Source organism: Kineococcus haloalkalitolerans (assembly GCF_050871905.1).
Lineage (GTDB): Bacteria > Actinomycetota > Actinomycetes > Actinomycetales > Kineococcaceae > Kineococcus.
In genome coordinates this window covers 22,927-34,290 of the sequence record NZ_JBJLSH010000044.1, presented here as the reverse complement: position 1 = coordinate 34,290, position 11,364 = coordinate 22,927, and the positions used below count along the sequence as shown (strand labels likewise).

General features: G+C 78.7%; 10 protein-coding genes. 4 read left to right on the top strand and 6 right to left on the bottom strand.

Features of this window, described 5'->3' with window-relative positions:
- Nucleotides 1–65: 65 nt before the first annotated feature.
- On the bottom strand, nt 66–365 hold the full coding sequence (locus ACRYMY_RS16000; protein WP_369052355.1) for a DUF4193 domain-containing protein: 300 nt from the start codon (nt 363–365) through the stop codon (nt 66–68).
- 799 nt (nt 366–1,164) lie between these two features.
- Here ACRYMY_RS16000 and ACRYMY_RS15995 point away from each other — a divergent pair.
- Entirely contained in the window at nt 1,165–1,467 is a 303-nt protein-coding gene (locus ACRYMY_RS15995) for a hypothetical protein (RefSeq protein ID WP_432548222.1), read from the top strand.
- Between the two features lie 48 nt (nt 1,468–1,515).
- Here ACRYMY_RS15995 and ACRYMY_RS15990 read toward each other — a convergent pair whose 3' ends face one another.
- Both ACRYMY_RS15990 and ACRYMY_RS15985 read right to left on the bottom strand, forming a co-directional pair.
- Nucleotides 1,516–2,358, bottom strand: a complete 843-nt coding sequence (locus ACRYMY_RS15990) for an inositol monophosphatase family protein (protein ID WP_432548221.1) — start codon at nt 2,356–2,358, stop codon at nt 1,516–1,518.
- The gene (locus ACRYMY_RS15985; protein WP_432548220.1) at nt 2,355–3,488 is read right to left on the bottom strand and encodes a ferrochelatase; all 1,134 of its coding nucleotides are present in this window, start codon (nt 3,486–3,488) and stop codon (nt 2,355–2,357) included. Before ACRYMY_RS15985 ends, ACRYMY_RS15990 begins: the two co-directional genes overlap by 4 nt.
- A gap of 191 nt (nt 3,489–3,679) precedes the next feature.
- Between ACRYMY_RS15985 and sepH the strand changes: the two genes are divergently transcribed.
- Both sepH and ACRYMY_RS15975 read left to right on the top strand, forming a co-directional pair.
- A complete protein-coding gene (sepH, locus tag ACRYMY_RS15980) occupies nt 3,680–5,002 on the top strand; it encodes a septation protein SepH (protein WP_432548219.1) in 1,323 nt (440 codons plus the stop codon).
- Between the two features lie 14 nt (nt 5,003–5,016).
- Nucleotides 5,017–5,775, top strand: a complete 759-nt coding sequence (locus ACRYMY_RS15975) for a ThuA domain-containing protein (RefSeq protein ID WP_432548218.1) — start codon at nt 5,017–5,019, stop codon at nt 5,773–5,775.
- 237 nt (nt 5,776–6,012) lie between these two features.
- On the opposite strand, the gene ACRYMY_RS15970 is transcribed toward ACRYMY_RS15975, so the two are convergent.
- From ACRYMY_RS15970 to ACRYMY_RS15960, 3 genes are all read right to left on the bottom strand, one after another.
- Nucleotides 6,013–7,227, bottom strand: a complete 1,215-nt coding sequence (locus tag ACRYMY_RS15970) for an alkaline phosphatase family protein (RefSeq protein WP_432548217.1) — start codon at nt 7,225–7,227, stop codon at nt 6,013–6,015.
- Nucleotides 7,224–7,784: a DUF5998 family protein gene (locus ACRYMY_RS15965; RefSeq protein ID WP_432548223.1), complete on the bottom strand. Its 561-nt coding sequence runs from the start codon at nt 7,782–7,784 to the stop codon at nt 7,224–7,226. The genes ACRYMY_RS15970 and ACRYMY_RS15965 overlap by 4 nt, the downstream gene beginning before the upstream one ends.
- A 95-nt stretch (nt 7,785–7,879) precedes the next feature.
- Nucleotides 7,880–10,603: a bifunctional acetate--CoA ligase family protein/GNAT family N-acetyltransferase gene (locus ACRYMY_RS15960; protein ID WP_432548216.1), complete on the bottom strand. Its 2,724-nt coding sequence runs from the start codon at nt 10,601–10,603 to the stop codon at nt 7,880–7,882.
- A gap of 99 nt (nt 10,604–10,702) precedes the next feature.
- Between ACRYMY_RS15960 and ACRYMY_RS15955 the strand changes: the two genes are divergently transcribed.
- On the top strand, nt 10,703–11,347 hold the full coding sequence (locus ACRYMY_RS15955; protein ID WP_432548215.1) for a nitroreductase family protein: 645 nt from the start codon (nt 10,703–10,705) through the stop codon (nt 11,345–11,347).
- The last annotated feature ends 17 nt before the right edge of the window (nt 11,348–11,364 follow it).

Genomic DNA, 11,364 nt, shown 5'->3' with positions numbered 1-11,364 from the left:
CCCCCCCCCCCCCCCCCCCCCCCCACGGCGGGGGCGGGCCGTCGGCCCGCCCCCGCCGGCACCGCTCAGGCGGCGCAGTCGTTGCAGATGATGCGCCCGCCGCCCGTGTCGTGCAGCTGGCTGCGGTGCACCACGAGGAAGCAGCTCGTGCAGGTGAACTCGTCCTGCTGGCGCGGGAGGACCCGCACCGACAGCTCCTCGTTGGACAGGTCGGCGCCGGGGAGCTCGAACCCCTCCGCGGCCTCCGTCTCGTCCTCGTCGACGGCGCCCGAGCTCTTGTCCGTGCGGCGCGCCTTGAGCTCCTCGATGGAGTCCTCGTTCAGCTCGTCGTCGGTCTTGCGCGGTGCGTCGTAGTCGGTCGCCATGACCTCGCCTCACACTCCATGCGTCGCGTCGTCCCGGGCTGCGCGGGTCGCACCCCGCAGCCGGCGGCAGCCCGGCCGAGCCGTGCGCCCGGACCGCCCACGGGTGAACGTGCGACGGCCCGGATCCATGCCCGGTCCCCGCCCGGCCCCGGTGCCTGCTGTCCCTGCTGGTCCCTGCTGGTGCTCGCCGCCGCTCTCCGCCGCTCTCCGCGGCTCGCTGCTGCTCGCTCCGTCCCTGCCCGCCGGCGCGTCCCGTCGTGGTCACGGTCCGCGCACGGCGAGCAGGCATCATGACCTACCGCAGCCGCGCTGACGAACCGGGGTGGGCCGGGCGCGCCGCGCCGCCGGCGGGCGCCCCGGGCGCCGCGACCGGGACGTGACCGCGGCGTGACCGCGGCGTGGTCGCGCTGGGGCGTCCCGGAGCCGGCGCAGGGGCGCGGCGACGTCCCCGCGACACTCGCGCGCCACCACCGCGACACCGGCCCGCCACCCGGTGGACGGCACGGGAGGCGTTGCGGGGCAACGCCACCGGTCACCGTCCACACGGTGGCGCGCGAGGAGTTGGTCGCGCGCCCGCCGCGCCGTAGTGTGCGCTCGTCCCGCCGACGGCGGTGCGCCGGCCGCGGGGGAACCCGCGCGGGCGCCGCAGCGTCGGAGGACCACGGCGTCCACCGGACCGCCGCCGGACCACCACGACCCGCACCAGCACCGACCACGCCCGACCGACAGCCGCGACGCCCACCGGAGCCTCGCGGTGACCACCCGCCAGCCCCCGGGGTCCGCCCCACGAGGAGGTGCCGTGTCCGAGCAGGAACCGCTCCCCGCCGTCGCTCCCGCGACCGTCCCCGCCGCGTTCGTCGCCGAGCTGACCGAGCGGGTGCAGCGCACCCGCACCACCATCGACGCCGCGGCCGCCGCCGGCGAGGACGACCTCGTCGAGGCGCACCTGGCCGAGCTGGAGTCCCTGGTGCGCCTGGCCGCCGCCCACGACGTGGCGCTGCCCGACGTCCTCACCTACCTGGACGGCCACCGCGCGCAGGTGGACCTGACCGGCGCCCACGTGGTCGACCTGACCGGGCTGCGGGCGCAGACCTGCGCCTGACGCCCTCCCGGGCGGGCGGGGAGTCCCCGGCCCGCCCGGGGCGGGCGCTCAGCCCGCCAGGGCGCGCTGCAGCACCGGGTGCAGGCGGGGCCCCGCTGCGAGGAGGCCGTGGGTGCCCGCGGGCCCGCCGGTGAAGTCCGTCACGACCGCGCCCGCCTCGCGCGCCACGAGCCAGCCGGCCGCGAAGTCCCACGGGTTCAGCCCGAGCTCGTAGTAGGCGTCCACCCGCCCGGCCGCGACGGCGCACAGGTCCAGGCTGGCGGTGCCGATGCGCCGCAGGTCGCGCACCCGCGGCATCAGCCGGGCCAGGACGGCGGCCTGCTCGGCGCGCCGCTGCGGGTCGTAGCCGAACCCGGTCGCCAGCAGCGTGGCACCCAGCTCGGGACCCTCCGGGCAACGCAGCGGGCGGGCGGGCGAACCGCCGCGGCGCACCCGCGCGCCGCCGCCGCGCACCGCCGTCCAGGTCTCGTCCACGGACGGGTCGCGCACCGCACCGGCCAGGACCGTCCACGTGGCGGGGTCGGGGCGTCCCGCGCCGTGGACCTCGTCGGAGACCACGGCGACGCTGACGGACCAGCTCCGCAGCCCGTAGAGGTAGTTGACGGTGCCGTCGATCGGGTCGACGACCCACGTCAGCCCGCTGGTGCCGGGCCGGTGACCGCCCTCCTCGCCGAGGAACCCGTCGTCCGGGCGCAGCACCGCCAGCCGCTCGGCGACGAGCCGCTCGGAGGCGTGGTCCATGGCGGTGACCACGTCGGTGGGGCTGCTCTTGGTCGCCGCGACCTCCACGCGGTCGGGACGACCGGTGAGCACGAGCTCGCCCGCGGCGGCCGCCACCTCCTCGGCGACGGCCAGCAGCTCCTGCGGGTCGGGAGCCGGGTGGCCGCTCACACCGGCGCCGGGGCCTGGTAGTCCTCGCCCGTCGCGGCGGGCAGCTCCGCGCGCAGGTTGCGGCAGCAGCCCACCGGGCACACCTCGTGCGAGGGGCCCAGCGCGCCGGTCGCCGGCTGGTCGGGGCCCTCGCCGCGAGCGCGCGCGGCGCGCTCCTCGACGAGGTCGACGAGGCCGGCGACGAAGGTGCGGTCCGCGCCGACGGTCGCGGCGCGGGCGAACGGCAGGCCGATCTCCTCGGCGGTCTCGCGCGCCTCGGTGTCGAGGTCGAACTTGACCTCCATGTGGTCGCTGACGAACCCGATGGGCGCCACGACCACGGCGGGCACGCCCCGGGCGTGCAGCTCGCGCAGGTGGTCGTTGACGTCGGGCTCCAGCCACGGCTGCGAGGGCGGACCCGATCGCGAGCAGTACGCGAGGTCCCAGTCCGGCACGGTGCCGGTGCGCCGCCCGACGCGCTCGGCCACGGAGCGCGCCACGTCGAGGTGCTGGCGCACGTAGGCCCCGCCCCCGGCGGCCGGCGGGCCGGACACCTCGTCCATCGCGGTGGGGACGCTGTGGGTGACGAAGACCACGCGCGCGCCCGCGCGCTGCTCGGGCGTCAGCTCCTCCAGCGCGGCCACCACGGCGGCGGCGTTCACCCCGGTGAAGGCCGGGTGGTTGAAGTAGTGGCGCACCTTGTCCAGGTGCAGCTCGCGCCCCTCCTCGGCCAGCGCCCGCGCGGCGCGCGCGAGGTCCTCGCGGTACTGCCGGCAGCTGGAGTAGGAGGAGTAGGCGCTGGTGAAGACCGTCAGCACGCGCCGGGCGCCGCGCTCGTGCGCCTCGCGCAGGACGTCGGTGACGTAGGGCTCCCAGTTCCGGTTGCCCCACAGCAGCGGCAGGCCGTCCAGGCCGCGCTCGTCCAGCTCCCGGCGCAGCTGCGCCAGCAGCTCCTTGTTCTGGTCGTTGATGGGGCTCTTGCCGCCGAAGTGCAGGTAGTGCTCGGCGACCTCCTCCAGCCGCTCGCGCGGGATGCCCCGCCCGCGCGTCACGTTCTCCAGGAACGGCATGACGTCGTCGGGGCCCTCGGGACCGCCGAAGGAGAGCAGCAGGAGTGCGTCGTAGGGCGTCGCGTCGCTCACGCCGCACATCATCCCCGGCGCGCGCGGGAGCCGCCCGTCCGGGGGCTCGTGGCCTCGCTCACCCTCGCGGGCCGGGCGCCCGCGGGCCCCCGTGCGCGCCCGGTGGAGGTCACCGGGGCCGGTCCGGTGCAGGATGGACCCGGTCGCGGACCTGGACCGGCCCCGGTCCCGGCCTCGAGCGACCGCCGGGAGGAGACCTCATGCAGGACCTGAGGCTCGTGGGCGTCCACGACGACGGGGAGCACGTCGTGCTCGGCGCCGCGGACGGCACCCGCTACCGGCTGCGGGTGGACGAGGCGCTGCGCGCGGCCGTGCGCCGCGACCGCGCCCGGCTCGGCCAGCTGCAGATCCAGATGGACACCCGGCTGCGCCCGCGCGACATCCAGGCCCGCATCCGCGCGGGCGAGACCGCCGAGGACGTCGCCGCCGCCGGCGGCCTGCCCGTGGAGCACGTGCGCCGCTACGAGGGTCCCGTGCTGGCCGAGCGGGCGCACGTCGCCGGCCTGGCGCGGCGCTCGCCGTGCGGGCGCGGGGCGCGCGCGGGCACCCTCGACGAGGTCGTCGTCAGCCGGCTGACCGCGCGCGCGGTGGACCCCGAGGGCGCGCGCTGGGACGCCTGGCGCTCGGAGGAGGGCGCCTGGACGGTGCAGGTGGAGTTCGTGGCCGGGGGGCGCAGCCGGGTCGGCCGCTGGACGTTCGACCCCGCCTCGCGGGTGCTGTCGGCCACCGACGACGAGGCGCGCTGGCTCTCGGAGGAGGAGCCGCCGGAGCCGGGGCCGCTGCCGGCGCGCCGGCTGGCCAGCGTGGGCGAGGCGCTGCGCCCCGGGGAGCGCGTGTACGACGTGGAGGCCGACGGCGGCGTGCGCGCCAGCGGGCGGGCGCGCTCGGCCGAGGACCTGCTCGACGCGCTGGACGCCCGGCGCGGGGTGCGCCCGGGCGGCCACGCCCCGGACGCCGGCGAGCAGCGGGGCACGACCGCGCCCGAGGCGCAGCCGGACCCGGCCGACGGGGCGGCGCCGCGCGTGGACGCGCTGCTGGCCGACCCGCCGCCGGCGCACCCGGCGGACTCGGCCCCGCACGAGCACCCCGACGACCGCGTCCTGCCGGACCGGCGCCCCGCGCGGGGACCCGCCGGGCGGGACGCGCCGAACGCCGTCCCCGGGGCCCCCGGAGCTCACGAGGCTCCCGAGGTGCCCGAGGCTCCTGGAGCCCTCGAGGAGCCAGCGGCGGCGCCCGCCGACGGGCCGCTGCCGGCCACCGGCGGGGAGACCGCGCCCGCGACCGACGCCGAGCCCGCGCCCGCGCCCGACGCCGAGCCCGCGCCGCAGACCGGCGACCGCCCCGCCGAGGCCGCGTCGGAGGCCGGGAGCGACCGCGCGGGCGGGGGCGACGGCGCGGAGGCGCCGCGTCCCGGGCCCCGGCGGCGCAACCGCTCCGCCCGGCGCGCCGGCGGGTCGGGGGCGCAGAAGCGCTCCAGCGTCCCCAGCTGGGACGAGATCATGTTCGGCACCAAGAAGGACTGAGCGGAGGAGCGCGCGTGAGCCAGCCCGACGGCGGGCACCCGGTGCGGGTGACGGTCTGGAACGAGAACGTCCACGAGACGCGGCAGCAGCCGTCGGAGATCGCCGGCTGGTACCCGGACGGCATCCACGGCGCCCTGGCCGCCCTCGTGGCCGAGCAGGTGCCCGGCGCGCAGGTGCGCACCGCGGTCCTGCAGGACGACGAGCACGGCCTGAGCGAGGAGGTCCTGGCCGGCACCGACGTGCTGCTGTGGTGGGGGCACATCGCCCACGGCGAGGTCCGCGACGACGTGGTGGAGCGCGTGCAGCGGCACGTGCTGGGCGGCATGGGGCTCCTGGCGCTGCACTCGGCGCACTACTCCAAGCTGTTCACCCGGCTGCTGGGCACCACGGGCTCCCTGGCCTGGCGCAACGACGGCGAGCGCGAGGTGGTGTGGACCATCGACACGGCCCACCCGATCGCCCGCGGCGTGCCGAACCCCTTCGTCATCGAGACGCAGGAGATGTACGGCGAGCCGTTCGACGTGCCCCCGCCCGGGGAGCTGGTGTTCATCAGCTCCTTCGCCGGCGGTGAGGTGTTCCGCTCGGGCATGACGTGGCAGCGCGGCCGCGGCCGGGTCTTCTACTTCTCCCCCGGCGACCAGGAGTACCCGGTGTACCTGCACCCGCACGTGCGCACGGTGCTGGGCAACGGCGTGCGCTGGGCGCACCAGCCGGACGTGGAGCGGGTCGTGCCGTCGGTGTCCAACCCGCAGCGGGACTGGTTCACCTCCTGAGCGGGGGGGGGGGGGGGGGGGGGGGGGGGCGCGGGCGGCGCGCGGGGCGCGGGCCCGCGCCGGCCCGAGCCGGCCCGCGACCCGCCCCCCCCCCCCCCCCCCGCGCCCCCCCCCCCCCCCCCCCCCCCCCCCCCCCCCCCCCCCCCCCCCCCCCCCCCCCCCCCCCCCCCCCCCCCCCCCCCCCCCCCCCCCCCGCGCTCGGACCCGCGCAGACCCCTCGGACCGGCCGGGACCCGTTCAGACCTGCACGGCCAGCAGCGGCACGAGGCGCTCGGCGTCGGTGAGCGCGCCGTGCTGGCCGACCAGCCGCAGCGCCTCCGGCCGCATCCGGGCGGAGTCGACGACGGCGAACTCGCTCGCGGCGACGACGAGCACGTCGCCGATGCGGGGCGCCACCCGCTCCTCCACGTCGCCGAACCACCCGGCGGCGACGGCCTCGGCGCGCTCGAGGACGAGCGCGCGCCCGGCCAGGCGCTCGCGCCAGCGGGCGGCCACCTGCGGCGCGGCCCCGGGCTCGCAGTACAGCTGGGTGACCCGGGGCTCGCCGCCGACGTGCCGGACGCCGGCGCGGAGCTCCGGTTCGCGGGCGACGTCGACGCGGGCGTCCGGGCCGACGTCGACCATGCCGTGGTCGGCGGTCACCACGAGCAGGGTGCCGCGCGGCAGGCGGCGCGCGAGGTCGGCCAGCGCGGCGTCCACCCGCTCCAGCTCCTGCGTCCACTCCCACGACCCGACGCCGTGGGCGTGGCCCGTGGCGTCGAGCTTGCCCCAGTAGACGTACGTCAGGGCCGGCCGGCCGGCGCGCGCGGCGGCGGCGAGGGCGTCGACGCCGGCGCCGGTGCGGGCGTCCAGGCGCTCGGGGGTGCCGACGAAGCGCCCGCCGCGCAGGGCGGCCTCGGTGAGCCCGGAGCCGTCGAAGTGGGGCGGCGCCACGCGCGTCACGTCGACGCCGGCGGCGGCCACCCGCTGGAACCACGTGGTGCGCGGCTGCCAGCGGCGCGGGTCGACGGCGGGGTCCCAGGCCAGCTCGTTGAGCAGCGCGTCGCGGTCGGGGTCGAGGACCTCGTAGCCGACGAGGCCGTGCCCCCCGGGCGCCAGGCCGGTGCCGAGCAGGCCCATGCTCGTGGCCGTGGTGGAGGGGAAACCGGAGGACAGGACCGCGGCGCCCGCGTCGGCGCGCCAGCGGCGCAGGGCCGGCGCGTGCCCGGACCGCTCGTCCACCGCGAGCTCGCCCATCCCGTCGACGAGGACGAGGCACGTCCGCGCCGCCGCCGGCAGGTCGAGCGCCGGCTCGGCCGCGGGCCCGTCCGCGAGCTCGCCGGCCGCGGAGGTGTCCACGCCGAGGCTCGCGGCGACGGCGGGCAGCAGCCCGGACAGCGACCCGCGCCCGTAGGGCGGGGCGTCCGGCAGGGCCGCGGCGGGCGGCGGGGTGCGCGCTCCGGGGCTCGTCACCGGGCGGTGGCCGCCGACAGCGCGCGGGCGAAGTCCTCGGCGGCCGCGACCGCGTCGGCGCCCTCGGCGGCGCCGGCGATGCGCACGGTGAGGTCGTCGCCGGTCAGCGAGCCCGTGTAGCCGTGGTCGGCCTCGCAGTCCGGGTCCGGGCAGGAGGCCGGCTCCAGGTCCACCCGGTGCAGCGCGCCCCAGCCCAGCGTCAGGCTGACCTCGGCGGGCACGTCGCCGGCGGCGTGCTCGGCGGGCCGGGTGACCACGCGCGAGACGACGACGGAGTGCACGCGCTCCAGCGGCACCGACTCCGTCGAGCACACGGCGTACGGCTGCGGGGAGGTGTCGTCGGGGCCGTGGTCGTCGGCGTGGGCGACGACGAGCCGGGTGGGCGTGGTGACGAGGACGGTGACGTGCCGGCGCACCTCCTCGGCGTCGAAGGTGGTCTCCGGGTGCACGAGGTGGGCTCCGACGGGCTGGCCCGCCACCGCGGTGCGCAGGGCGTCGGCGACGAGGGCCGGGTAGTAGCCGGCCCGCTCGACGTCGGCCAGCAGCTGCGGGGGCAGGTCGTGCCTGCCGCCGGCCGCCTCGCCGTGGCCGGGGCTGCGGGGGGACAGGCGTTCGCGCACGGGCCCATCCTCCCCCACCCCGGGCCCGTCCGTCACAGCGGCAGCGTGCGCCGGTCGGGGTCGGCGCGCCCCTGCGGCGGCGCCAGGACGACGACGGCGTCCAGGACGGCCGCGCCGCGCTCGGCGACGAGGACGGGCGACAGGCGCAGCTCGGCGACCTCGGGCAGGTGGTCGGCGAGCACGGAGACGCGGGCGACGACGTCCTCGAGGGCGGCCACGTCGAGGGCGGGCGCGCCGCGGTGGCCGAACAGCTTGGGGGCGGCCTTGACCGAGCGCACGAGGTCGGCGACGTCGACGTCGGTCAGCGGGGGGATGCGGTAGCCGACGTCGCCCAGGAGGTCGACGGGGTCGCCCTCGACGCCGAAGCGGACGACGGGCCCGAAGAGGGGGTCCTCGCTGCTGGCCACGAGGCAGGGCACCCCCAGCGGCGCCATGGGCTGCACGACGAGGGTGTCGGCGGCCTCCCCGAGCGCGGCGCGCATCTCGGCCACGGCGGTGCGCAGGGCCTCGGGTCCGGCCAGGCCCAGCCGCACGCCGCGCAGGTCCTGGCGCCCGGCCAGCTCCTCGCCGACGGTCTTCAGGGCCAGGGGCCAGCCGAGCCGCTCCGCGGCCGCCAGGGCCTCCTCGACGCCGTGGACCTCCTCGCGGGGCAGGACCTCGACGCCGACGGCGGCGAGCAGCCGCACGGCGGTGGCGCGCGGCAGCTCGACGCCGTCGGGGTGCTCGGCCAGGGCGTCCTCGACGACGGCGCGGGCGGCGTGCAGGTCCACCCCCTCGGGGGTCACGAGGTGACCGGGGTCCTTGCGGCGCCAGTGCGCGTAGCGCACGACCGCCGCGAGCGCCCGGACGGCGTCCTCGGGCGTGGGGTAGGAGGGCACGACGTGGCCCTCGCCGGCGCCGGGGTCGTCGGCGCCGCCGGCTCCCCCGCCCGCTCCCCCGCCGGCGCCCCCGACGCGGGAGGCGGACACCGAGCGGGTGCCGAGGAAGCAGGTGACGCACGTCTTGCCGCCCTCGGCGGCCGTGCGGGCCACGGCGGCGGCCACCTGCGCGTCCACGGCCGCGGTGGGCGGCACCCAGCTGGCCACGACGGCGTCGACCTCGGGGTCGGCGAAGGCGGCCCGCAGCGCCTCCGTGAACTCCTCGGCGCCGGCCTCCGGGTGCACCGAGCGCGGCCCGTGGACCACGCGCAGGCCCCAGCTGACGCAGGCGTCCGCGGCCAGGGTCTCCAGGGCGTCGGAGTTGCCGACGACGGCGACCCGCGAGCCCTGCGGCAGGGGCTGCTGCACGGCGACCTGGGCGACGTCGAAGAGCTGGTGGACGTTCTCCACCCGGATGACGCCGGCCTGGCGCAGCATGTTCTCCACGGCCTCGAAGGGCACCCGGGAGGCGCGCACGGCGTGCCCGGGCGGCACCCCGAAGCCGGAGGCGCCGGACTTGACGACGACGACGGGCTTGCGCCGGGCCAGGCGGCGCGCCACGCGGCTGAACTTGCGCGGGTTGCCGATGCTCTCCAGGTACAGCCCGACGGCGGCGGTGGCCTCGTCGTCGTGCCAGAACTGCATGAGGTCGTTGCCGGAGACGTCGGCGCGGTTGCCGGCGGAGACGAACGTGGACACGCCCAGCCCGCGCCGCTGCACCGAGGACAGGACGGTCAGGGCCAGCGCCCCGGACTGGCTGAACAGCCCGAACCGGCCGGCGGGCGGCATGTCCTGGGCCAGGGAGGCGTTCAGCCGCACGGCCGGGTCGGTGTTGAGGACGCCGAAGGAGTTGGGGCCGACCACGCGCATGCCGTTGGCGCGGGCGATGCGGACCAGCTCGCGCTGCAGGGCCAGGCCCTCCGGGCCGGTCTCGGCGAAGCCGCTGGAGACGACGACCAGGCCCCGCACGCCCGTGGCGGCGCAGTCGCCGACGATGTCGACGACGGCGGCCGGCGGGACGGCGACGACGGCCAGGTCGGCGGGGCCGGGCAGGTCGCGCACCGAGCGCAGGACGGGCACGCCCAGCAGCTCCTGGCCGGGGGCGGCGTCGGCGTTGACGGCGTGCAGGGCGCCGGTGAAGCCGCCGGCGACGAGGTCGGCCAGCAGCCGGTGGCCCACGGAGCCGACGTCGCGGCTGGCGCCGACGACGACGACGGAGGACGGCGAGAGCAGGGCGGTGACGCTGCGGGCCTCGGCGCGCTGCTCGCGCGCGCGCATGACGTCCAGCGAGCGCTCGGTAGGGTCGATGGCGAAGGAGACCTCCAGGACGCCGTCGGAGTAGCCCTGGCGCACCTCGAAGCCGGCCTCGCGGAAGACGGCGATCATCTTGGCGTTCTGCGGCAGCACGTCGGCGGTGAAGCGCTGCACGCCGCGCTCGCGGGCCGCGGCGGCCAGGTGCTCCAGCAGCACCGAGCCGAGCCCGCGGCCCTGGTGGGCGTCGGAGATGTTGAAGGCGACCTCGGCGGCGCGCGGGCGCCCGGGGCGCGGCGGGGCGGCGTCGTAGCGGGCGATGCCGACGATGTCGTCGCCGACGGTGGCCACGAGGGCGACCCGCTCGGCGTGGTCGACGTGCGTGAAGCGGGTCAGGTCGCGCTCGGACAGGCGCGGCATGGGCGCGAAGAAGCGCAGGTAGCGCGACTCCTCGGACTGGCGGGAGTGGAAGGCGGCCACGGCGTCGGCGTCGGAGGGCCGGATGGGCCGCACGTGGGCGGTGCCGCCGTCGCGCAGGGCGACGTCGGCCTCCCAGCGGGTCGGGTAACCCACCGGCGGCGACGTCATGGCCGCGATCGTAGTGGCCGCCCGCGCGCCGGTCCCGTGGGGAGCGCGCCGCGCGGGTGGCCCGCGCGCCGGCCCCGGGCGGCGGGCAGGATCGGGCGCGTGGAGCTCTCGGAGGTGCTGCGCCGGCGGCGGATGGTGCGCCGCTACACGGGCGAGCCGGTGGCGCGGGCGCAGCTGGGCCGGGTGCTGGCGGCGGCGCTGCGGGCGCCGTCGGCGGGCGGCAGCGAGGGCCGCGACCTGCTGGTGCTGCGCGGGGCCGAGCGCGACGCGTTCTGGGAGCTGACGGCCCCACCGGGTCCGGCCGACGCGTGGCTGACCGGGATGCGCACGGCGCCGGTGGTGGTCCTGGCCCTGTCCGACCCGGGCGCCTACGCCGCCCGCTACGCGCGTCCGGACAAGCGGGCCGACACCCGGCCCGGGCGCGGCAGCGCGTCGTGGTCGGTCGACTGGCCGGACGTGGACACGGGCATGGCGGCGCTGCTGGTGCTGCTGGCGGCGGTCGACGAGGGCCTGGGCGCGTGCCTGGTGGGGGTGCCGGCGCACGCGCACGACGCGGTGCGCGAGTCGTTCGGCGTGCCCGCGGACCGGCGGGTGGTGGCGGCGCTGACGATCGGGCACCCCGCTCCCGCGAGCGCCCCCGCCAGCGCCCCCGCGGGCGGGTCCGGGGGTGCTCCCGCGCGGGCCCGGCGCACCCTGGCGGACACCGCGCACGACGGCCGGTTCGGCGTGCCCTGGGACGGCTGAGCGCGCCGGAGGCGGCA